Annotated in this window: 21 protein-coding genes; 10 read left to right on the forward strand and 11 right to left on the reverse strand. The window is 60.7% G+C overall.

Annotated features, from left to right (window positions below):
• Window positions 1-71: 71 nt before the first annotated feature.
• From PMI35_RS15745 to PMI35_RS15725, 5 genes are all read right to left on the reverse strand, one after another.
• A complete protein-coding gene (locus tag PMI35_RS15745) occupies window positions 72-1,607 on the reverse strand; it encodes an ArnT family glycosyltransferase (protein ID WP_008059947.1) in 1,536 nt (511 codons plus the stop codon).
• A gap of 3 nt (window positions 1,608-1,610) precedes the next feature.
• The gene (locus tag PMI35_RS15740) at window positions 1,611-1,889 is read right to left on the reverse strand and encodes a lipid-A-disaccharide synthase N-terminal domain-containing protein (protein ID WP_008059948.1); all 279 of its coding nucleotides are present in this window, start codon (window positions 1,887-1,889) and stop codon (window positions 1,611-1,613) included.
• Window positions 1,886-2,626, reverse strand: coding sequence for a glycosyltransferase family 2 protein (locus PMI35_RS15735; RefSeq protein ID WP_008059949.1), 741 nt, complete (start codon window positions 2,624-2,626; stop codon window positions 1,886-1,888). Before PMI35_RS15735 ends, PMI35_RS15740 begins: the two co-directional genes overlap by 4 nt.
• Window positions 2,627-2,672: 46 nt before the next feature.
• Window positions 2,673-3,635, reverse strand: a complete 963-nt coding sequence (locus tag PMI35_RS15730) for an NAD-dependent epimerase/dehydratase family protein (RefSeq protein WP_032831621.1) — start codon at window positions 3,633-3,635, stop codon at window positions 2,673-2,675.
• A gap of 185 nt (window positions 3,636-3,820) precedes the next feature.
• Complete coding sequence (locus PMI35_RS15725; protein ID WP_008059954.1) at window positions 3,821-4,441, reverse strand: cell wall hydrolase; 621 nt, start codon at window positions 4,439-4,441, stop codon at window positions 3,821-3,823.
• Between the two features lie 144 nt (window positions 4,442-4,585).
• On the opposite strand from PMI35_RS15725, the gene PMI35_RS15720 reads away from it, so the two are divergent.
• Window positions 4,586-5,437 (forward strand): CAP domain-containing protein, encoded by an 852-nt coding sequence (locus tag PMI35_RS15720; RefSeq protein WP_008059956.1) that lies wholly within the window; start codon window positions 4,586-4,588, stop codon window positions 5,435-5,437.
• 103 nt (window positions 5,438-5,540) lie between these two features.
• Here PMI35_RS15720 and PMI35_RS33910 read toward each other — a convergent pair whose 3' ends face one another.
• The 4 genes from PMI35_RS33910 to PMI35_RS15705 are packed head-to-tail and all read right to left on the reverse strand — an operon-like array spanning window position 5,541 to window position 10,491.
• Complete coding sequence (locus PMI35_RS33910) at window positions 5,541-5,681, reverse strand: DUF2474 domain-containing protein (protein WP_008059957.1); 141 nt, start codon at window positions 5,679-5,681, stop codon at window positions 5,541-5,543.
• Window positions 5,668-6,684 (reverse strand): cytochrome d ubiquinol oxidase subunit II, encoded by a 1,017-nt coding sequence (gene cydB, locus PMI35_RS15715; RefSeq protein ID WP_008059958.1) that lies wholly within the window; start codon window positions 6,682-6,684, stop codon window positions 5,668-5,670. The genes PMI35_RS33910 and cydB overlap by 14 nt, the downstream gene beginning before the upstream one ends.
• A gap of 16 nt (window positions 6,685-6,700) precedes the next feature.
• Window positions 6,701-8,122, reverse strand: coding sequence for a cytochrome ubiquinol oxidase subunit I (locus PMI35_RS15710; protein WP_008059959.1), 1,422 nt, complete (start codon window positions 8,120-8,122; stop codon window positions 6,701-6,703).
• Window positions 8,123-8,166: 44 nt separating this feature from the next.
• The gene (locus PMI35_RS15705; protein ID WP_008059961.1) at window positions 8,167-10,491 is read right to left on the reverse strand and encodes an FdhF/YdeP family oxidoreductase; all 2,325 of its coding nucleotides are present in this window, start codon (window positions 10,489-10,491) and stop codon (window positions 8,167-8,169) included.
• Between the two features lie 307 nt (window positions 10,492-10,798).
• Between PMI35_RS15705 and moaA the strand changes: the two genes are divergently transcribed.
• A complete protein-coding gene (moaA, locus tag PMI35_RS15700) occupies window positions 10,799-11,797 on the forward strand; it encodes a GTP 3',8-cyclase MoaA (RefSeq protein ID WP_008059963.1) in 999 nt (332 codons plus the stop codon).
• Between the two features lie 6 nt (window positions 11,798-11,803).
• Entirely contained in the window at window positions 11,804-12,703 is a 900-nt protein-coding gene (locus tag PMI35_RS15695; RefSeq protein ID WP_008059966.1) for a bestrophin family protein, read from the forward strand.
• 108 nt (window positions 12,704-12,811) lie between these two features.
• On the opposite strand, the gene PMI35_RS15690 is transcribed toward PMI35_RS15695, so the two are convergent.
• Both PMI35_RS15690 and moaB read right to left on the reverse strand, forming a co-directional pair.
• Window positions 12,812-14,017: a molybdopterin molybdotransferase MoeA gene (locus PMI35_RS15690; RefSeq protein WP_008059968.1), complete on the reverse strand. Its 1,206-nt coding sequence runs from the start codon at window positions 14,015-14,017 to the stop codon at window positions 12,812-12,814.
• The gene (moaB, locus tag PMI35_RS15685) at window positions 14,014-14,553 is read right to left on the reverse strand and encodes a molybdenum cofactor biosynthesis protein B (RefSeq protein WP_008059972.1); all 540 of its coding nucleotides are present in this window, start codon (window positions 14,551-14,553) and stop codon (window positions 14,014-14,016) included. Before moaB ends, PMI35_RS15690 begins: the two co-directional genes overlap by 4 nt.
• Before the next feature lie 295 nt (window positions 14,554-14,848).
• Between moaB and PMI35_RS15680 the strand changes: the two genes are divergently transcribed.
• From PMI35_RS15680 to PMI35_RS15650, 7 genes are all read left to right on the forward strand, one after another.
• Complete coding sequence (locus PMI35_RS15680; RefSeq protein WP_008059974.1) at window positions 14,849-15,739, forward strand: LysR family transcriptional regulator; 891 nt, start codon at window positions 14,849-14,851, stop codon at window positions 15,737-15,739.
• 144 nt (window positions 15,740-15,883) lie between these two features.
• Window positions 15,884-16,711 (forward strand): formate dehydrogenase accessory sulfurtransferase FdhD, encoded by an 828-nt coding sequence (fdhD, locus tag PMI35_RS15675; RefSeq protein ID WP_008059976.1) that lies wholly within the window; start codon window positions 15,884-15,886, stop codon window positions 16,709-16,711.
• 43 nt (window positions 16,712-16,754) lie between these two features.
• Window positions 16,755-17,261 carry a cyclic pyranopterin monophosphate synthase MoaC gene (gene moaC / locus PMI35_RS15670; RefSeq protein ID WP_008059977.1) on the forward strand — a complete coding sequence of 169 codons (507 nt, stop codon included), beginning with the start codon at window positions 16,755-16,757 and terminating at the stop codon, window positions 17,259-17,261.
• Window positions 17,258-17,509: a MoaD/ThiS family protein gene (locus PMI35_RS15665; protein WP_008059978.1), complete on the forward strand. Its 252-nt coding sequence runs from the start codon at window positions 17,258-17,260 to the stop codon at window positions 17,507-17,509. The genes moaC and PMI35_RS15665 overlap by 4 nt, the downstream gene beginning before the upstream one ends.
• Before the next feature lie 3 nt (window positions 17,510-17,512).
• Window positions 17,513-17,974 carry a molybdopterin synthase catalytic subunit MoaE gene (moaE, locus tag PMI35_RS15660; RefSeq protein ID WP_008059979.1) on the forward strand — a complete coding sequence of 154 codons (462 nt, stop codon included), beginning with the start codon at window positions 17,513-17,515 and terminating at the stop codon, window positions 17,972-17,974.
• 69 nt (window positions 17,975-18,043) lie between these two features.
• Entirely contained in the window at window positions 18,044-19,402 is a 1,359-nt protein-coding gene (chrA, locus tag PMI35_RS15655) for a chromate efflux transporter (protein WP_008059980.1), read from the forward strand.
• Between the two features lie 312 nt (window positions 19,403-19,714).
• A complete protein-coding gene (locus PMI35_RS15650; RefSeq protein ID WP_008059981.1) occupies window positions 19,715-21,079 on the forward strand; it encodes a glutamine synthetase family protein in 1,365 nt (454 codons plus the stop codon).
• The last annotated feature ends 12 nt before the right edge of the window (window positions 21,080-21,091 follow it).

Below are 21,091 nucleotides of genomic sequence, written 5' to 3' on the forward strand. Positions count from 1 at the left end.
CCATACATAAGAGCGAAACCCTGGGTGGCTGTAACCGCATTTACACCCAATCCAAATATGCATCAGCTTCGCTAGGGGACGGACACTTGCACCTGCGGATCAGCCCAGGAAAACCGATACACCGGCGACGACGCTTGCGCATGACACTGCCCGTTATCCGCATCCACCCCGACAATCGACCAGCGCGCCCGGGAGTTCTCCCCCAGTTCCCGCGCAGCCTCGGGCTTGAAGCAGCGGACCAGCACGTCGTCCGGCACCAGGGCGTAGTCCTGCGGGTGATCGCGCAGCCATTGCGCGGCTCTTTCGACGGTGGAATCGAGCATACCGAAGTGCACGATCGGCTGGCGGGCGAACAGCCAGTGCCCTTCGCTCCAGTTGACCAGGACCAGATCCGCGCCATGGGTCATGCTGTTGGCCTGTGCCATGAGCGCTTGATTGGGATTGGTCCCGTCCCTCACCGGCTCGACAAAACCCCGGGCGAACCACAGCACCAGCCAGGTCGCGACCAATGCCGGAAACACCCGCCGCAAGCGCGGGCGCTGCCTGAACCAACGCTGCAGCAACCAGGGCACCAGCGGCGCCGCCACCAGCACCAGCCCCGGCAACGCCGGGTAAATGTACAACTTGCGCTTGCCGCTGCTGATACAGAAAAACAGCACCACCAGCGCCACCCAGCCGAGCAGCACCAGCACCCGGCCATCGCGTTTTTGCAGCTGTCGGCGCCAGGCCGGCACCAGCCACGGCAACACCAACACCAGCGGCAGCCAGTACTGTGGAATGACGTTGGTGAAGAAGTACCAGAAGGGTTCGCGGTGATGCCAGGCGGCGGCATAGCGTCCGGCGGTCTGGCGCAGGAGGATTTCCCGCGCATAGGCGATTTCCTCGGCGCTGCCATTGAGTGCTATGGACAAGGCCAGGGGCAGCAGCCAGATCGCAATCGCCGCCAGCATGAACACAAGCCCGAGCAGCCATCGGCGCGCCTGGCCCGGCATCGCCACCACCCCCGGCCAATCCTTGCGCACCGCATAGGCATAGGGGATCAGCAGCAACGCCGGCAGAAAGCCCACGCCCTTGGTGATCACGCCGATGCCCATCGCCGCGCATCCCACGTAGAACCAACGCCAAGCAGGGCCGACCATTAGATGTCGCGCCAGCCCGTAAAGGCCCAGGGTCGTGAACAGAATCAGGAAACTGTCGATCTGCCCGGTGCGCAGGATGCTGTAGGTCTGGTAGGTCGCCAGGTACAACAGTGCTGCGATGCGACCGACACGCTGGCTCCAGAGCCGACGGCCCAGGTCGTAGACCAGCGCCGTGACCGTTGCCGCCGACAGCAGCCCCGGAATGTACAGCGCGACGTTGGGCAGGCCGGTGAGCCAGACGAAGAACGCCACCGTCCACATGAAGATCGGCGGTTTATCGCCGTAGATCTCCCCGGCCCGGTGCGGAATCAGCCAGGAGCCGTTGTGCAGCATCTCCAGGGCCACACCCAGGAAGCGCTCTTCATCGACGTTCTGCGCCTGGCGCAAGCCCAACCCGGCGCCGATCAACAGCAAGGCCAGCAGCATAAGGCCCAGGCATTCGACCCGGGGCGAGAGGGTTCGGCGCATGGTTCAGTCCTTGAGTTTCCGGCTTTTGTTAATCAGTTGCAGGTTACGCAGGTACACGATCGAGCCAAACGCCTGCCCGGCAATGAACACCGGGTCCTGGCGGTAAATGGCGTAGGCAAACAGCAAGGTGCTGCCGACGATGCTCAGGTACCAGAAGCTCACCGGGATGACGCTGCGCTTTTTGTATTCGCTGTACAGCCACTGCAAGACGAACCGTCCGGTAAACGCGATCTGTCCGGCAAAACCGATCACCAGCCACAGGGCTTCGCGGGTCATGATCATCCTTCCAGCTCCTGGGCGTGGCTGTTGAGCCGCGTGCGCTTGATCAGCCACCAGACACCGACCAGGTCAAGAATGCCCACCAGGGCGCGGTCGAGGTTGCCGTACTTGGACACCCCGGCGGTGCGCGCTCGATGGTTGACCGGATAATGGATCGTTCGGCCGTTATGGCGCTGGATCAATGCCGGAATGAATCGATGCATGTGGTCGAAATACGGAAGGCGCAGGAACGCCGCGCGCTCGATCAGCTTCAGGCCGCAACCGGTGTCCGGCGTGGCGTCCTTGAGCAGGCGCCGGCGCAGGCCGTTGGCGAAACGCGAGGCCCAGCGCTTGCTCGCGGTATCGCGGCGGTTGGTGCGGTGGCCGGCCACCAGTTGCACGTCGCCCCTGCCCCGCTCACTGCGCACCAGTGCCAACATGCCGGGGATGTCCGCCGGATCGTTCTGGCCGTCGCCGTCGAGGGTGGCCAGCCATTGCCCGCGCGCTTCCCGTGCCGCGTGGTAGAGCGAGGTGCTTTGTCCCAGCGAGCGGTCATGATGCAGGATGCGCAAGGCAGCCAGGCCGCTGTTCCTGATCTGCCGCAGCTCGTGCAAGGTGGCATCGGTGCTGCCATCGTCGACCACGATGATTTCATACACTTCGTTTGCCAGCGCCTCGCGCACCTCTTCAAGCAACGGCTTGAGGTTGTTCGCTTCGTTCTTGGCCGGAATCAGTACCGATACAAATATGTCTTGGCTCATGGAGTCCCCTCGCCCTATAGGTTTACCGTTATCCGCGGCGAACGATTCAAATCTGATAAAACTGCCGATACCACTGCACAAAGGCCCCGACCCCGGTTTCCACCGACACCCTCGGGCGAAAGTCGACCCACGCCTGCAGCGCCGAGACATCGGCCCAGGTCTTGACCACATCACCGTCCTGCATCGGCATGAAGTTACGCCGGGCCACGGTGCCCAATGCCGATTCCAGGCACTCGATGAAATCCAGCAGTGCCATGGGTTCACCGCGACCGATGTTGAACAATTGATGCGTACCCTCGCCCGGCGGCCGTGTGCGCAGGCGGGCGATGCTTTCAACGATGTCGTCGATGTAGGTGAAGTCCCGCGCCATTTCGCCCTGGTTGAAGACGTCGATGGGCAGGCCGTTGAGGATGGCCTGGGTGAATTTGAACGGTGCCATGTCGGGCCGGCCCCAGGGCCCGTAGACGGTGAAGAAGCGCAGGCCGCTGGCCTTGAGGCCGTACAGGTGGCAGTAACTGTGGGCCAGCAGTTCATTGGCACGCTTGGTGGCCGCGTACAACGAAACCGGGTGATCAACCGCATCTTCGACGCGAAACGGCAGGTTGCGGTTGCTGCCGTAGACCGAACTGCTCGAGGCATAGATCAGGTGCCCGGGCCGATGGTACCGACAGGCTTCCAGCACATTGAGGAAACCCACCAGGTTCGATTGGGCGTAGGCATCCGGATGGTCCAGCGAATAACGCACGCCCGCCTGGGCGGCCAGATGCACCACGTCGCTGAACCGGTATTCGCGGAACACGTCCAGCAATGCCGGCTTGTCGACGATGTCCATTTTCAGGAAGCGAAAACCCGGCAACGACTCAAGCGCCTTCAGCCGCGCCTGCTTGAGCGCTACGTCGTAATAGTCGTTGAGGTTGTCGATCCCGACCACTTCATGGCCGTCCAGGCACAAGCGCCTGGCCGAATGAAAACCGATGAAACCGGCGGCGCCGGTGACAAGAACGGTCACGAGGCGTTCACCCGAAAGGACGCAGCTGGCGGTGCCGAATGACTGCTGAAAAACCACGCTTGCTTCATGTTCTGTTTCCGCTCATGACATTTCTAACGCGTTGCTCCGTCATGAAGCTTGTAAAACAGAAATATTGCAGTTTCGCTGGCCTGGAAGAATTTCAAGGGTTTTCCAGCTAAAAGTAACTACTTCGCATCCCCGCCCAGGGGTTTGTAAAACCTGAACAAGCCGATGTCGGCCGTATGGGTGTACTCCTTGGCCCATCCCGGCTTCACCGTGCGGTCATGGAAATACAGCGCGCCTTTGGTGCGATCCGGCAATTGCTTGTTCAGCGCCTTGCGCGCGATTTCCTTGGCCATCGCGTAGGGCACCTCCTCCTGCACGGAGTCGGAACGGCCGTCGCACCACCACGAGAACTGGCAGCTTTTGGTCTCCGAGCCCTCCTTGACCACGCCGCATACGGTATCGGGAAAACCCTCATGGCCAAGGCGGTTCATGACCACGTTGGCCACCGCTTCCATGTCGGCCGCGTCCTTGCCTTTGGCCTCCCAGTAGATCGAACGGGCGAGACAGGTGATGGCGTCATCCAGCGGTGCCTTGCCCGCCGGGTCCACGGCCTGGACCTCAGGCTGGGTAATGGCTTGAGACTTGCGCGCCGCCGCGGGGCCGCTGTTTTGCGCAGCCTTCTGCTCCAGCACCTCGGCCTTGTCTTCGGCGACTTTCTGTTTTTGTTCCTGGTCGGTTGCGAATGCCGGAACAGCGAGCAGGGTCAGGGCGAGGCAGGTGGCTATCCAGTCGTGGCGCATGATCGGGCACTACTCTGTAGGCAGTATCGCTTGAGTGTAGTAGTGAAATAATGGCGCGGAGGACGCGAGATCCCGGAAAAAGGCATTGCGCTCAAGGGGGGCATTTCGCGCATCATGGGCACAGTCCGCTCAAGGAGGATTTCCATGCATTTCCTGTCATCCACCCTGCGTCTTGCCGGGTTCTCACTGGGACTTCTGTTTGCCGCCACCGCGTTGGCGAGCGATGAGTCGCAACTGATCGAGTCGATCAACGTCTACCGCGCCCAGTTGCAGCGTTGCGCCGGCCAGGTGTCATCGGAACTGCCACCGCTGTCGGCCGACCCGCGGCTGGTGCTGTCCGCCGCCAGCGTCGGCAACCTGCAGCAGGCCATGGCCACGGCCGGGTACCCGATGAAGAACGTGCAGGCGATCAGCCTGACCGGGCCGCGTGATGCGCCCTCGGCCATGAAGGCGATCCAGGAAAGCTTTTGCCAGATCGTGCTCGACCCGCAGTTCGTCGACGTTGGCGTCAGCCGCCAGGACCACGAGTGGCGCATCGTACTGGCCCGGCCATTGTTGAGCGCACGCCTGGGCGACTGGCAGGCCGAAGGGCAAAAACTGCTGGCCGAACTCAATGTCGCGCGCAGCCGCCCCCGCCAATGCGGCGCGCAAGCCTTCAACGCCACCGCGCCGCTGACCTGGAACGCCACTTTGGCGAGCGCCGCCGAAGCCCAGTCGCGCAGCATGGCCAACAACAACTACTTCGATCACAAGGACCGGGACGGCCGCACCCCGGGCGACCGCGCGGAACTGGCGGGCTACGACTTCCAGCAGATCGGCGAAAATATCGCCGCCGGGCAGGACAGCGTGCGCAAGGTGGTCGACGGCTGGCTGGCCAGCCCCGGCCATTGCGCCAACCTGATGAACCCGCAGTTCCGCGATCTGGGCGCGGCGTATGCGGTTGATCCCAAGAGCGATGCGGGGATTTACTGGACGGTGATGTTTGGGGCGCAGTAAACAAATACTGTAGGAGCGAGCCTGCTCGCGATGGACGTCAACGATAACGCGTGTTGCCTGAATGATCGCGTTGTCCAGAAGTTCATCGCGAGCAGGCTCGCTCCTACAGGGTCAGCGCATGCATCAAGATTCGCAATGCCCCCGCCACCACGCCCAACGCCACCACACTGCCCAGCCAGATCAACACCAGCCAACCAACGCGCTTGTACCAAGGCGCTGGTTGATGCTTATCAATGGTAGCCATCGCCAATCCTCACTTTGCCGCGGAAAACGTAATAGCTCCAGACCGTGTACATCAAGATGATCGGCAGGATGAACAGCGCCCCGATCAGGATGAACAACTGGCTGGTCGCCGGTGAAGCCGCTGCCCACAGGCTGATGGACGGCGGCACGATGTTCGGCCAGATGCTGAAGGCCAGGCCGATGTAGCCGAGGAACACCAGCATCAGGGTGAACGCGAATGGCCAGTGGGTGTGACGTTGACGCAGGGTCTTGAGCAGCCCGAACAGCACCAGCAAGGCCAGCACCGCCAAGCTGCCGAACACCGCCAGGTGCGCATGGCCGAACCAGCGCGTGGCGATTTCCGGGTGCAGGATCGGCGTCCATACACAGATCACTCCGATCACCGCCAGCAACAGCCAGGCCAGGGGCCGGGTGAACAGGCGCATCCGCGACTCCAGCATGCCTTCGGTCTTGACCAGCAACCAGGTGCTGCCAAGCAACGCGTAAGCGACGATCAGACCGACACCGCAGAACAGTGGAAACGGCGCCAGCCATTCCCAGCTACCACCGGCGAACTGCCGGCCGACCACCGGGATGCCGGCAATGTAAGTGCCTATCACCACGCCCTGGGAGAACGTCGCCAACAGCGAACCACCGATGAACGCCATGTCCCAGATGTGGCGTTTCTCAGGGCTGGCCTTGAAGCGAAACTCGAAGGCCACTCCGCGGAAGATCAAGCCGCATAACATCAGGATCAACGGCAGGTACAACGCTTCCAAAATCACCGAATAGGCCAGCGGGAACGCGCCATACAGCGCCGCGCCACCCAGTACCAGCCAGGTCTCGTTGCCGTCCCACACCGGTGCGACGGTGTTCATCATCACATCGCGTTCCCTGGCATCCGGGATCAGTGGAAACAGAATGCCCAGTCCCAGGTCGAAGCCGTCCATGATCACGTACATCATCACGCCGAAAGCGATGATCACGCCCCAGATCAGCGATAAGTCGATACCTTGAATACCCATGTTCAACTCCCCTATTTCAATGGACGCGAGCGTCGGTTTCGAGGACTTCGGCGTCGGCCGATAGCGGACGGCGCGGCGTAATCACCTGATCGGAATGACCCGCCGGCAAATGCTCGTGATGGGATTTTGGCCCTTTGGCCACCAGCTTCATCATGTAGCCCATGCCCACCGTGAACACCGAGAAATAGATCACCACGAACAGCGCCAAGGAGATGCTCAACTGCGTGACGCTGTGATTGGACGCAGCATTCGCGGTTCTTTGCAGGCCATATACCACCCACGGTTGGCGCCCCACTTCGGTGTTGACCCAACCCGCCAGCATCGCGATCAGGCCGCTCGGCCCCATCCACAACATCAGGCGCAGGAACCAGCGATTGCGATAAATCGCACCGCTGCGACGCAGCGCCAGGCCCAGCACACCGGCCAGCACCATCAACATGCCCAGTCCGGCCATGACGCGAAAGCTCCAGAAGATGATCGTTGCATTGGGCCGATCCTCTTTCGGGAAGCTCTTGAGCGCCGGGATCTGCTTGTCGAGGCTGTGGGTCAGGATCAGGCTGCCCAGGTAGGGAATCTCGATGGCGTACCGGGTTTTCTCGGCCTGCATGTCGGGGATGCCGAACAGCACCAATGGCGTTGCTACGCTACCGTTGTTTTCCCAGTGTCCTTCGATGGCAGCGATTTTCGCCGGTTGATGTTCCAGGGTGTTCAAGCCGTGGGCATCACCCACCACCGTCTGGATCGGACAGACAATCAGCGCCATCCACAACGCCATCGACAGCATCTTGCGCACTTGCTTCGTGTCGTTGCCGCGCAGCAGATGCCACGCCGCCGAGGCGCCGACAAAGAACGCGGTGGCGACGAACGCCGCAATCGCCATGTGCGCCAGGCGGTACGGGAACGACGGGTTGAACACGATCGCCAGCCAATCCAGCGGCATGACCCGACCATCAACGATCTCGAAACCTTGTGGTGTCTGCATCCAGCTGTTGGACGCGAGAATCCAGAAGGTCGAAATCAAGGTGCCGATGGCAACCATGATCGTCGAGAAGAAGTGCAAACCGCGCCCTACCCGGTTCCAGCCAAACAACATGACCCCCAGGAATCCGGCTTCAAGGAAGAACGCGGTGAGCACTTCATAGGTCAGCAACGGCCCGGTGATACTGCCGGCGAAGTCGGAGAAACGGCTCCAGTTGGTGCCGAACTCGTAGGCCATGACCAGCCCCGAAACCACACCCATGCCGAAGTTGACCGCGAAGATCTTCGACCAGAAATGGTAGAGATCACGGTAGGTGTCGTTGTGGGTCTTCAGCCAAAGCCCTTCGAGCACCGCCAGGAAACTGGCCAGCCCGATGGTGATGGCGGGAAAGATGATGTGGAACGAAACCGTGAACGCGAATTGCATCCGCGCCAGGTCCAGTGCCTCAAGATTAAACATGTCGATATCCTCGTCGCGGATATAAGAGAAACAAAAACGATGATTTACGCGGCGCAAGTCGAAATCAGGCTGTTGGCCTTCGCCGGTTCAATCCGGATGGCGACGAACTTGGAGGTCGGGGTGAACGTGCGGTCACCGTAGCTTTCCAGCGGTACCAGCGGATTGGTTTCCGGGTAGTAGGCGGCCGCCTGACCCGCCGGAATGTCGTAGGCGATCAGGGTAAAACCGCTGACCCGACGTTCGCGCTCGTCATCCCACAGCGCCACCAGATCGACCTTCTGCCCCGGTTCGAAACCGAGCCGGCGGATGTCCTGCTCGTTGGCGAACACCACGTCGCGCATGCCGTAGACCCCGCGATAACGATCGTCCAGACCGTACAGCGTGGTGTTGTACTGATCGTGGGAGCGCATGGTCTGCAAAATCAGATGCGGCTTCACGGCCAGGTTGCGCACGCCTTCGCTGATCAGATGTTCGGGTAATACGCTCGGGGTGAATTGCGCCTTGCCGCTCGCGGTTTTCCAAATGCGTTGCGCGGCGTTGTTGGGCATGTGGAAACCGCCCGGATGCAACAAGCGCTGATTGAAATCCTCAAAGCCGGGAATGGTGTCGGCAATCATGTTACGAATACGGCCGTAGTCGCCGATGGCCCAGTTCCAGTCAATCGGCTGCTTGCCCAGCGTCGCGGCGGCGATCCCGGCAATGATCGCAGGCTCGGACAGCAGGTGCCTGGACTTGGGTTTGAGTTGGCCATGGGAGATGTGAATCATGCTGAAGGTGTCTTCCACGGTGACGCCTTGCGGCCCTTCGGCCTGCATGTCGATGTCGGTACGACCCAGGCACGGCAGGATCAGCGCTTCACGGCCGGTCACCAGATGGCTGCGGTTGAGCTTGGTGGCGATGTGCACGGTCAGTTCGCATTTGCGCAACGCGGCATGGGTGCGCGGGGTGTCGGGGGTGGCCTGGGCGAAGTTGCCACCGAGGGCAATAAACACTTTCGAACGGCCCTGCTCCATCGCGCCGATTGCCATCACCGTGTTGTGGCCATGCTCGCGTGGCGGCTTGAAGGAAAAGCGCTTTTCCAAGGCGTCGAGCAATTCGGTGGGCGCCAGTTCGTTGATGCCCATGGTCCGGTCGCCTTGCACGTTACTGTGACCGCGAACCGGTGACAGGCCGGCACCGGGGCGACCGACATTGCCGCGTAGCAACATCACGTTGATGACTTCCTGCAGCGTCGGCACCGAATGGGTGTGCTGCGTCAGCCCCATCGCCCAGCACATGATCACGCGCTTGGCGCGGGCATACATGCGCGCAGCCAGTTCAATGTCTGCCAGGCTCATGCCCGATTGCTGCTGGATGTGCTCCCAACGGGTGGCGTCGACTTCGGCCAGGTAGGTATCCATGCCCGAGGTATGTTCGGCGATAAACTCATGGTCGAACACAGGCGTGCCACCACTGGCTTGTGCTTCGCGCTCCCACTGCAGCAGGAACTTGGCAATGCCGCGCATGACCGCCATGTCGCCGCCGAGTGCCGGACGGAAGTAAGCGGTGTTGGTCGGCTCGGAGCCGTTCATCAGCATCTCGATCGGGTGTTGTGGATGCTGGAAACGTTCCAGTCCGCGTTCCTTGAGCGGGTTGATGCAGATCACCTGCGCCCCGCGCTTCACCGCTTCGCGCAGCGGTTCGAGCATCCGTGGGTGGTTGGTGCCCGGGTTCTGGCCGATGACGAAGATCGCGTCGGCATGCTCCAGGTCGTCAAACACCACGGTACCTTTGCCCACGCCCAGGCTCTCGATCATGCTGACGGCGCTGGCCTCGTGGCACATGTTCGAGCAGTCGGGGAAGTTGTTGGTGCCGTAGGCGCGGACGAACAGCTGGTAGAGAAACGCCGCTTCGTTGCTGGCGCGGCCCGAGGTGTAGAACTCGGCCTGATTCGGCGAATCCAGGGCATTGAGGTGACGGGCGATCAACGCGAAAGCTTCGTCCCAGGAGGTCTGCACGTAACGGTCGGTGCTGGCCTCGTAGCGCATCGGGTGGGTCAGGCGACCCTGATACTCAAGCCAATAATCGCTTTGTTCCGAGAGCGTCGAAACGCTGTATTTGTTGAAAAAGGCCGGGTCGACCAAACGGCCGGTGGCTTCCCAGTTAACCGCCTTGGCGCCGTTTTCGCAGAACTTGACCATGCCGTTTTCCGGCGATTCGCCCCAGGCGCATCCGGGGCAGTCGAAGCCGCCATTCTGGTTGGTCTTGAGCATGGCACGGATATTTTTCAGCGCGTTTTCACTGCCCAGCCAGTTCTTGGTGACAGCAATCAGCGCGCCCCAACCAGCGGCGGCTCCTTTGTAGGGTTTGTAGCGGTCGACTTGGGTCATGGTTCTTCTCCGTGACAATGCACACAGGCTACGACCTGATTCAGGCCATTGATCGTTTGACGGAGAAAAGCATAGGAATACGGGTTTAATATTGTCTAATCGCTATTAATGACCACATTATCGAAGATATCTATCAAGGTGTTTTATCCTTAAAATACAGTGACTTATTAATCTTAGTAGCATGATCTGCGGGAAAATTAATTCATCATAGAGCCGCTCGATCAACCGGTCATAAATAGTGATTGGACGGTCTCGCAAGTTGCACTTAGCCTGCGCTCAACAACTGTAGGCGCCAAGCGAGGATGTCATGTCGGAACGAGTCTTGATCGATGGGTTCTCCCGGCGCGTGGATTATCTGCGGATGTCGGTCACCGACCGCTGCGATTTCCGTTGCGTGTATTGCATGGCCGAGGACATGCAGTTCCTGCCGCGTCAACGGGTGTTGACCCTGGAAGAGATCTATCAGGTGGCTGAGCGCTTCGTCGCACTGGGTACGCGCAAGATTCGCCTGACCGGGGGCGAGCCGCTGATCCGCCCAGGCGTGGTGCAGCTGTGCCAGAAGATCGCCGCCCTGCCCGGCCTGCGCGAGCTGTGCATGACCACCAATGGCTCGCAGTTGGCCAGGCTTGCCGAGCCGTTGTTCGAGGCCGGGGTCAAGCGCCTCAACATCAGTCTCGACTGCCTGGACCCGCAACGCTTTCGCGAGCTGACCCGCACCGGCGATCTGGCACAGGTGATCAAGGGCATCGACGCCGCCAACCAGGCCGGGTTTCGCAACACCAAGCTCAACTGCGTGGTGATGAAGGGCCGCAACGATCACGAGATAAACGATCTGGTGAGCTTCGCCATCGACCGCAACCTCGACATTTCCTTCATCGAAGAAATGCCCTTGGGCACCATCGATGAACACAGCCGTGCCGAGTCGTTTTATTCCAGCGCCCAGGTTCGTGAGCGGATCGCCGAGCGCTACACTTTGATTGATTCCGCCGAGTCGACCCAAGGCCCTTCGCGGTACTGGCGTCTGGCTGAAGCGCCGCACATTCGCCTGGGGTTCATTTCGCCCCACAGCCACAATTTCTGCGGCACTTGCAATCGGGTGCGGCTGACGGTGGAAGGTCGCCTGCTGCTGTGCCTGGGAAACGAGCATTGCGTTGATCTCAAGGCCGTGTTGCGCAGCCACCCCGGACAGCCAGAGCGTCTGGAGAAAGCCATCATCGAGGCGATGAAACTCAAGCCCTATCGGCACAATTTCCAAGTGAACGACGATGTCCAGGTCGTTCGTTTCATGAACATGACGGGCGGCTGAAAAACCATGATCGTCAGACCCAAACCCAATCTGATCGGCGTGCTGACTTCGCTCAAGGGCTCGATCGCTAAACGCATTGCCCTGCGCAGCCTGTTAGTGACGCTGCTCGCTTCTGCCATCGTACTGATCGAAACATTGCACCCGAGCTACTTCTCAAAGGTCAGCGCAACGCCGTTCACCCTGCTCGGTCTGTCGCTGTCGATCTTCATGAGTTTTCGCAACAACGCCTGCTATGACCGCTGGTATGAGGCGCGCAAGGCATGGGGCGATGTGATCGTGGAAATCCGCTCGATGATTCGCGAAACCCAGATCATCAAGGACGCGCCTGAGCGGCACACAATCCTGAGCAACCTCTGTGGCTTCGCCCATGCGCTCAATGCACGCCTGCGCAAGGAAAACGAACTGGCCGACAGTGGCGACTGGCTGCAACCGATGCCCAAGGGAAATACGACCGATGTGAGCGGGCAGATTCTGCTGCAGGTCGGTCAACAGTGCTCGGCGCTCAATGAGTCAGGTGTGATCAGCGAATGGCGCTACACGATCATGGCCAACCATCTGTCCAGCCTGACCCGTTCTCAAGCGGTCTGTGAACGGATCAAGAACACCCCGCTGCCGTTCCCCTACACCTTGTTACTGCACCGGACCATCTACCTGTTCTGCATCCTGTTGCCGTTCGCCATGGCCGAACCCCTGGGCTGGCTGACACCGATCTTCACCGCAATTGTCAGCTACACCTTTTTCGGCCTGGATGCGATTGCCGACGAACTGGAAGACCCCTTCGGCCGCGACGAAAACGACCTGCCCACCGACGCCATCGTGCGCAACATCGAGCGCGATGTCCTGGCGGCGCTGGGCGTGACGGAACTGCCACCACAGCTGGAGCCGGTGGATTTCGTGCTGAATTGATTGATTCCGGGCGGCGTTCCGACGATGGCGGCAGGTCAGTCAATAACCATGCCGCATGTGCCGGCCTCTTCGCGAGCAAGCTCGCTCCCACAGGGGGTTACCGTTGGTTCAGAACAATTCGTTGAACGGGATGAATCGTGCCGTATCGCCCTCTTCCAATGTGCGACCCTGCGCAACCTCCACTAACCCATCCGCCCAGCAAGCGCCCAGCAGCACACCTGAACTCTGGTTTGGATAAAGCACAGCGCGACCCGCCTCCAGCTTGGCCCGCAGGTATTCCCGGCGGCTTCCCGGTTTCGGCCAGGCAAAACCGACAGTGACCGCAAAGCTCAAGGGCTCGACATCTTCGACACCTTGAATCCGCAACAGATAAGGCCTGGCCAACAAGCCAAACGTCACCAGTGCCGAAGCTGGATTACCCGGCAAGCCAATCACGGGCACGCTACCAAAATGGCCCACGGTCAGCGGTTTGCCGGGTTTGATCGAGAGTTTCCAGAGCAGTGGTTTACCGCATTCACGCAACACCTGGCCAAGGCAATCGGCCTCACCTGCGGATACGCCGCCAGTGGAGAGAATCAGGTCTGCAGCTTGCTGCAATTGTTCGAGCTTGAGCCGCGTCTGCCGAAGCTCGTCGGGAAGAATGCCGATATCAATGACATCGCAACCCAATGCGCTCAACCAGTGACTCAACAAGGTGCGGTTACTGTTGTAGATGCTGCCGGGTTTGAGCGGCGCGCCTGGTTCGACCAGCTCATCCCCGGTGGACAGCAACGCCACCCGTGGTCGTCGCACCACCTGCACATGGGTGCAGCCCTGCGCCGCCGCGACCGCCAGTTCGAACGGCCCGAGACGCTTGCCGGCCTGCAACAACACATCCCCGGCGTGGTTCTCCTGGCCTTGCGGGCGGATATTGCAGCCCAGGCTCAGCGGCTGATTGAAGCTCACGCGGCCGTCATCCAGTACTTGCGTGTTTTCCTGCATCTCTACGCAGTTCGCGCCTGGCGGTACGGGGGAGCCGGTGAAGATTCGTGCGCAGGTACCCGCTGCTAATGCTTCGGGGGCGTGCCCGGCAAATACCTGCTGCGACACGGGCAACGGCTGGCCGTCCCAACCGTCTAGATTCAAGGCATAACCGTCCATGGCGCTGTTCGGCCAGGGCGGCAGGTCCAGGATCGCCAGCAAATCGTTGGCCAACACCCGTTGCCGTGCCGCGCTCAACGGCACTGCTTCGCTTTCCTGCAGCCGTTGCGTCTCTGCCATCGCCAGTAAACGGCGGATGGCCTCTTCCATCGGCATCAACGCAGAGCTGCTCATCCCCGCGTCCCACAGGCTTGCACCGGTTTGAGGTGCGGGACGAAATTGCACGGCCGATGCCGCGCATCCAGTTGCTCGGCGAGGATACCTTCCCACGCGGTACGACAGGCGCCCGTGGACCCCGGCAGGCAGCAGACCAGCGTGCCATTGGCCAACCCGGCCAAGGCCCGGCTCTGCACCGTGGAGGTGCCAATGTCGAGGATAGAGATCGCACGAAACAGTTCGCCAAAGCCATCGATCTGCTTGTCCAGCAAACAAGCCACTGCCTCGGGTGTGCTGTCACGCCCGGTAAAGCCGGTGCCGCCGGTAATCAGCACCACCTGAATGTTGTCATCGGCAATCCAGGTCGCCACCTGCGCACGGATCTTGTACAGATCGTCCTTGAGCAGGTTGCGCTCGCTCAGGGTATGCCCGGCTTCCAGCAGGCGGCTGACCAGCAGTTGCCCGGAGGTGTCATTGGCATATTCACGGGTATCGCTGACGGTAAGCACAGCAATATTCAGGGGTATAAACAATGCATCTTGCTTAACGCTCATGTCATTCTCCGACAGATATAAATTAAATAACTTTCAGAGACTAAAGCGCTGGAACAAGCACTGTCTAATCACTCTAACCAACCAAGTTATCGAGCGTATCTATCGGCATTTAGTTTGAATAATCGAAAATAAGCTGACTACCGATAGATCGGGTTGATGATGTCTTAAAAACAGCTGATTGGACGCCCGCCCGGGACAATGAGATCGTCCACGGCCAACGTTATCGCGCATACCTTGTGTCTTGCGCGCTTGAGTCAATACTTACCCTTCATTTCCTCCGTCAGCAGGTGCCGTCATGGACATCAAACAACTCAAGTTCCTGATCGCCCTGGAGCAGACCCGTCACTTCGGCCAGGCCGCCGCGCGTTGCCACATCACCCAGCCGACCCTGTCGATGCGCCTGCGCAACCTTGAGGATGAACTGGACCTGGTGCTGGTCACCCGTGGGCAGCGCTTCGAAGGCTTTACCCAGGCGGGTGAACGCGTACTGGCGTGGGCCCGGACCCTGTTGGCCGCCCATGACGGCCTGTTCGCCGAAGCCGCTGCCTGCCGTGGCCAATTGGTCGGTAACTTGCGACTGGGCCTGGTGCCGCTCAGCAGCTTCAACCCGGTCAGCTACATTCAGGGGCTTTCACGCAGCTTTCCCGAGCTCAAGTACAGCCTGTCCTCGTTGAGCTCCGACCAAATCATCGAGGGGCTTGGCAATAACCAGCTGGACCTGGGCGTGTGTTACCTCGATCACGTCAACCCGAGCTATTTCGAGTTTTTCGAGATCGGCGAAACCCGGGTCGGCCTGCTGTACGACACCCGTCACTTCCATTTCGAAGGCATGCATATGAGCTGGGAAGACGCCGCCGAGTTGCCGCTGGGCATGCTCAGCAACGGCATGCACTATCGAAAATCCATCGACCTGAGTTTCCGCAGCCGCGGGCTCGACCCGCAGCCGATCCTGGAAAGCGATTCGACTTACCAGCTGCTGCAGGCGATCCACGAAGGTTTTTGCTGCGCGATCATGCCCCTCGATAGCGGCCTGGAAGCGCCAATCGAATACCTGTCCTTCATCAATTTGCCCGATGCCAGCGTGCTTGCACCGTTGGGTTTGGTCATGCGCAAGACCGAACCGCGCTCTGCAATTGCCGAGAAGTGTTTCGCTGAAGCGCGGCAGTTATTTACCGCAAAAATCTGAGTCTTTAATTTGATATAAAATCCGAATTAAACAACTTCGACCTTAACGATAGACATCACCAATCACTGCATCGGAACTAGCGATTGGACGCACTGAAAAGTTACCCGTAGCCTGAACTCAATTCAGCGCTTCGAGGTTCTTCCCATGTTGTGCAAAGTTCAGAAAATCATTGATCGAAGCGATACCAATGCTCCTGCGCCAACGCCGTTGAGTGTGAACTTTCGTGAGTACGACGGCGGCGCAGCCATCGCTCAAGCGGCGCTGGCGTCCGAGATTGCCCTGGCGATCACCTACAACGGCTTGAGCCAGGCAGTGATGATGGTCTCGCCCGGCAACCTCGAAGATTTCATCCGTGGTTTCAGCGTCAGCAACGACATCGTGCAAGACCAGAGTGAAATCTACGACATCCACCTCACCCACTTTGACCAGGCCGTCCAAGCGGATGTGCAGATTTGCAGTCGCGCGTTCTGGGCGCTGAAAGATCATCGCCGGCAAATGACCGGTACCAGTGGCTGCGGACTTTGCGGGGTTGAGGCGCTGGAACAGGCATTGCCGCAACTGCAGATTCTCGACCCGGTGAGACTGCCTGCGGCCGAACATCTCATCGGTATCCGCGATCGTATCGAACAGGCGCAGCAGATGGCCCGTAGTAGCGGCGCATTGCATGCGGCGTTGTATTTCGACACACAAGGCGAGGCGCTGATCTGCCGTGAAGACATCGGCCGGCACAACGCGCTGGATAAATTGATCGGTGCCCTGCAGCACGTCGGCATCAACAGCCGTCGCGGCTTCACCGTGGTCACCAGTCGTTGCAGCCTGGAACTGATCCACAAAGCCGTCAGGGCCAGACTCGGCACGCTGGTCAGCCTGTCCGCGCCTACGGCCCTGACCGTGCAATGGGCGATCAAACATCGCCTCAACCTGATTCACGTGCCGCACCGTAACGCTCCACGAATTTACAGCCCGGCATGATGCCTTCACCTGATCACCGCGCTGGTAAGCGCAGGAACTTTCCATGACAGTCTGTTCAGATTCATCCCCCAACGGCTTGACCCACCTCGATAGCCAGGGCCGCGCCAACATGGTCGATGTCAGCGACAAAAGCTCGACCCAGCGCGAGGCTCAGGCACAAGCCTGGGTGCGCATGCGCCCGCAAACCCTGAAGTTGATCCAGAGCGACGGCCACCCCAAGGGCGATGTGTTCGCCGTGGCACGGATCGCCGGAATCATGGCCGCAAAGAAAACCCACGAACTGATCCCGCTGTGCCACACCTTGTTGCTCAGTTCGATCCACGTCGAACTGAAGGCCTGCGCACCGGACAGCGTAAAAATCGTCGGCACCTGTCGCGTCGAGGGCCAGACCGGTGTGGAGCTGGAAGCGCTGACCGCTGTCAGTGTCGCCGCGCTGACCCTCTACGACATGTGCAAGGCGGTGGACCGCGGCATGGTCATCGACGACGTCCGCCTGCTCAGCAAACAAGGTGGTCGCTCGGGCCACTTTACATTCGAGGATGCACAATGATCCTGATCAATTACTTCGCCCGCTATCGCGAGCAGCTCAACCTGGGTGGGGAAAAATTGCCCCTTACCACCAGCCTCAAGACCATCGAAGACGTCCGTCAGATGCTGATGGCCCGCGGTGAAATCTGGAACAGCGTACTGGGCGAAAGCAACCTGATGTGCGCGCTTAACCAGGAGCTCTGCCACCTGAACCTGGCGATCGAGGACTTTGATGAAATCGCCTTTTTCCCGCCGGTCACCGGAGGCTGAAGCATGACGGTTCGAGTCCAGTACAAAACGTTCGACACCGGCCAACTGATCGACAGGCTGCGGGCAAACGATCCCGGCGTCGGCGCCGTGGTCAACTTCGTTGGCTATGTGCGTGATATCAATCAGGGCGAGGAAGTGACCAGTCTGTTTCTTGAACACTACCCTGGCATGACCGAGCGCTCGCTGCAAAAGATCATCGACAACGCCAAGACGCGATGGCCGCTCAAGGCCGTGGAGATCGTGCACCGGATCGGCCAACTGTCGGTCAGTGACCCGATCGTGTTTGTCGGTGTGAGCAGCCAGCATCGTCAAGCCGCCTTCGATGCCTGCGCGTTCATCATGGACTACCTGAAAACCGACGCAGCATTCTGGAAACGCGAAGATGTGGCCTCTCGCGCACGTTGGGTCGATGCCCGTGACAGCGACCGATCCGCGGCAGGACGCTGGGAAACCGTGTCACAATAAGCAACTATCCAAAGCGCGGCATCATGGCTAAAGTCACGGGCTCAAAGCGCCTTCGCAAGGAACATCCGCTTGAGCCCCACGCCTGCCCCGAACAGCCAACCAGAGTCACCAAGGCCTGCTGCAATCAGCCTGCGAGAAGCGTTCCGCTTCTGGCTCAAGCTCGGTTTCATCAGCTTCGGCGGGCCGGCCGGGCAGATTTCGATGATGCATCAGGAACTGGTGGAGCGCCGGCGCTGGATCTCCGAGCGACGCTTTCTGCATGCGCTCAACTATTGCATGTTGCTGCCCGGCCCCGAAGCCCAGCAACTGGCGACCTACATCGGCTGGCTGATGCACCGGACCTGGGGCGGCGTGATGGCCGGCGCGCTGTTCGTGCTGCCGTCGCTGTTCATTCTGATTGCCTTGTCCTGGGTGTACATCGCCTTTGGCGAGGTGCCGGTGGTGGCCGGGCTGTTTTACGGGATCAAGCCGGCGGTGACCGCCATCGTACTGCAGGCGGCGCATCGGATCGGCTCCCGGGCATTGAAAAACGGCTGGATGTGGGGCATCGCCGCCGCGGCATTCGTGGCCATTTTCGCCCTCAACGTTCCCTTTCCCCTGATCGTTCTGGGGGCGGCAATCATCGGCTACTTTGGCGGGCGCCTGGCCCCCGAAAAATTCCGCACCGGTGGCCACGGCGCCGCGCAGAAATCCTACGGCGCCGCCGTGATCGACGACGACACACCGACACCCGAGCACGCCCGCTTCAACAGCGGGAAACTGCTGCGCCTGGCCCTGATTGGCGCGGTGTTGTGGACGCTGCCGATGGCCACCCTCACCGCCCTGTTCGGATGGGAAGGCACGCTGACGCAGATGAGCTGGTTCTTTACCAAAGCGGCACTGCTGACCTTCGGCGGTGCCTACGCGGTGCTGCCGTATGTGTACCAGGGCGCGGTCGGCCACTATGGATGGCTGACGCCGACGCAGATGATCGATGGCCTGGCGCTCGGCGAAACCACACCCGGGCCACTGATCATGGTGGTCGCCTTCGTCGGTTTCATCGGTGGCTACGTGCATCAGGTGTTCGGTCCCGACCAGGCCTTCGTCGCCGGGGCCGTCGCCGCCATGCTGGTGACCTGGTTCACCTTCCTGCCTTCGTTCCTGTTCATTCTCGCCGGTGGTCCGCTGGTGGAATCGACGCACAACGAACTCAAGTTCACTGCGCCGCTCACAGCGATTACCGCCGCAGTCGTCGGTGTGATTGTCAATCTGGCGTGTTTTTTTGGCTATCACGTGCTGTGGCCTAAAGGCTTCGGCAGTCAGCTGGATTGGCCTTCGCTGCTGATCGCGGTGGCAGCGGCGATTGCGTTGTTTCGCTTCAAGCGCGGGGTGGTCGAAGTGTTGATCGGCTGCGGGCTGATCGGGCTGGGGGTGTACCTGCTTCGCTAAAACAGACATTTACAGACGGAACATTCACCCCTAGTATCCAGACACCCCCGGATGGCTTGCCATCTGCCACTGACGTTTTCCTGGCATTGCCTCATGAAACGCATCGTCAACCTGCCCATGGCCCTGCGCCGCTCCAAACTGCGTCACTCCGCACGCCCGCCGGATAGCACCCCGCTCGCCTGATCGCGTCCACGACGCGTAGAGCCCCCCTCCTTTTTCGCTATCGCTGCCAGAGCGCCGCGGGTCTTTATCCGTCGTCGCGCCCTGGCCTGAATCCGTGCGTCCGCGGGACGCCAACGTGAGTGATGAACAATGAAATTCGCAGCCCTTGAAGACGCCCAACGCTTTTTGGCGAACAACCCCGATATCGACATGATCGAGCTGTTCATTCTCGATGCCAACGGCGTGCCGCGCGGCAAGCTGTTGCACCGCGAGGAACTGCTGGCGGTGTATGAAAGCGGTCGCCCGCTGCCTAGCACCATCCTCGGCCTGACCCTGCAAGGCGATGACGTCGAGAACTCCGGGCTGGTCTGGGAGGTGGGCGACATCGACTGCCGCGCCTATCCGCTCGAAGGCAGCCTGGTGCGTTTGCCGTGGCGGCAGATTCCGACAGCGGCGGTGCAAGTCAGCATGCACCCGCAAGAAGGCCTGCCGGCGAGCATCGCTGACCCACGGCACCTGCTGATCAATGTTATCGAGCGTTTGCAGGCCGAGGGTTACCACCCGGTGATGGCGTGCGAGCTGGAGTTCTATTTGCTGGACGCCAGGCGCGACCACAACGGTCGCCCGCAACCGGCGCTGGACGCTGACGGCGGTCGACCGCGACACACCCAGGTCTACGGCCTGCGTGAGCTGGAGCAGATCGAACCCTTCCTCGCCGACCTCTATGCCGCGTGCAAACTCCATGGCATTCCGGCGCGCACGGCGATTTCCGAATACGCCCCGGGGCAAGTGGAAATCACCCTGGAACACGGCGATGCCTTGCAGGCGATGGATCAGGCCGTGCGTTACAAGCGCCTGGTCAAGGCCGTGGCCCACAAGCACGGCATGCAGGCGACGTTCATGGCCAAACCCTTCGATCATCTGGCCGGCACCGGCATGCACATGCACGTCAGCATCGCCGACGCCGAAGGCCGCAACCTGTTCGCGTCCGAGGACCCGGCCGGCACCCCGCTGCTGCGCACCGCCATCGGCGGCATGCTGGCGTCGCTGCTCGATTCGCTGTTGCTGTTCTGCCCCAATGCCAACTCCTACCGGCGTTTCCAGGCCAACAGCTATGCGCCGCTGGCCCCGACTTGGGGCGTCGACAACCGCACCGTCAGCCTGCGGGTTCCCGGTGGCCCGGCCAACAGCCGCCACATCGAACATCGCATCTGCGGCGCCGACGCCAACCCGTACCTGGCCGCGGCGGCGATCCTGGCCGGCATCCATCGCGGCATCAGCGAGAACCTCGACCCGGGCGAACCGGTGCAGGGCAACGGCTACGCGCAGGCCACGCAGTTGCTGCCGACCGACTGGCTGACGTCACTGACGGCGCTAGAAAATTCGGCGTGGGCGCGGGATGCATTGGGGCAGGAATTTCTGGGGGTGTACCTGGCGGTCAAGCGTGCGGAGTATCGGCAGTTCATGGCTGAGGTGGGTGAGCAGGATTGGCGTTGGTATTTGACTGAGGCGTGAGCCGCCCATTCA

Source organism: Pseudomonas sp. GM78, from assembly GCF_000282475.1.
Lineage (GTDB): Bacteria > Pseudomonadota > Gammaproteobacteria > Pseudomonadales > Pseudomonadaceae > Aquipseudomonas.

Excerpts from the sequence above, each read along its gene's own strand:
- PMI35_RS15745 (WP_008059947.1), bottom strand. The coding sequence starts at position 1,607 with ATGCGCCGAACCCTCTCGCCCCGGGTCGAATGCCTGGGCCTTATGCTG.
- PMI35_RS15740 (WP_008059948.1), bottom strand. The coding sequence starts at position 1,889 with ATGATCATGACCCGCGAAGCCCTGTGGCTGGTGATCGGTTTTGCCGGA.
- PMI35_RS15735 (WP_008059949.1), bottom strand. The coding sequence starts at position 2,626 with ATGAGCCAAGACATATTTGTATCGGTACTGATTCCGGCCAAGAACGAA.
- PMI35_RS15725 (WP_008059954.1), bottom strand. The coding sequence starts at position 4,441 with ATGCGCCACGACTGGATAGCCACCTGCCTCGCCCTGACCCTGCTCGCT.
- PMI35_RS15720 (WP_008059956.1), top strand. The coding sequence starts at position 4,586 with ATGCATTTCCTGTCATCCACCCTGCGTCTTGCCGGGTTCTCACTGGGA.
- PMI35_RS33910 (WP_008059957.1), bottom strand. The coding sequence starts at position 5,681 with ATGGCTACCATTGATAAGCATCAACCAGCGCCTTGGTACAAGCGCGTT.
- cydB (WP_008059958.1), bottom strand. The coding sequence starts at position 6,684 with ATGGGTATTCAAGGTATCGACTTATCGCTGATCTGGGGCGTGATCATC.
- PMI35_RS15710 (WP_008059959.1), bottom strand. The coding sequence starts at position 8,122 with ATGTTTAATCTTGAGGCACTGGACCTGGCGCGGATGCAATTCGCGTTC.
- PMI35_RS15705 (WP_008059961.1), bottom strand. The coding sequence starts at position 10,491 with ATGACCCAAGTCGACCGCTACAAACCCTACAAAGGAGCCGCCGCTGGT.
- moaA (WP_008059963.1), top strand. The coding sequence starts at position 10,799 with ATGTCGGAACGAGTCTTGATCGATGGGTTCTCCCGGCGCGTGGATTAT.
- PMI35_RS15695 (WP_008059966.1), top strand. The coding sequence starts at position 11,804 with ATGATCGTCAGACCCAAACCCAATCTGATCGGCGTGCTGACTTCGCTC.
- PMI35_RS15690 (WP_008059968.1), bottom strand. The coding sequence starts at position 14,017 with ATGAGCAGCTCTGCGTTGATGCCGATGGAAGAGGCCATCCGCCGTTTA.
- moaB (WP_008059972.1), bottom strand. The coding sequence starts at position 14,553 with ATGAGCGTTAAGCAAGATGCATTGTTTATACCCCTGAATATTGCTGTG.
- PMI35_RS15680 (WP_008059974.1), top strand. The coding sequence starts at position 14,849 with ATGGACATCAAACAACTCAAGTTCCTGATCGCCCTGGAGCAGACCCGT.
- fdhD (WP_008059976.1), top strand. The coding sequence starts at position 15,884 with ATGTTGTGCAAAGTTCAGAAAATCATTGATCGAAGCGATACCAATGCT.
- moaC (WP_008059977.1), top strand. The coding sequence starts at position 16,755 with ATGACAGTCTGTTCAGATTCATCCCCCAACGGCTTGACCCACCTCGAT.
- PMI35_RS15665 (WP_008059978.1), top strand. The coding sequence starts at position 17,258 with ATGATCCTGATCAATTACTTCGCCCGCTATCGCGAGCAGCTCAACCTG.
- moaE (WP_008059979.1), top strand. The coding sequence starts at position 17,513 with ATGACGGTTCGAGTCCAGTACAAAACGTTCGACACCGGCCAACTGATC.
- PMI35_RS15650 (WP_008059981.1), top strand. The coding sequence starts at position 19,715 with ATGAAATTCGCAGCCCTTGAAGACGCCCAACGCTTTTTGGCGAACAAC.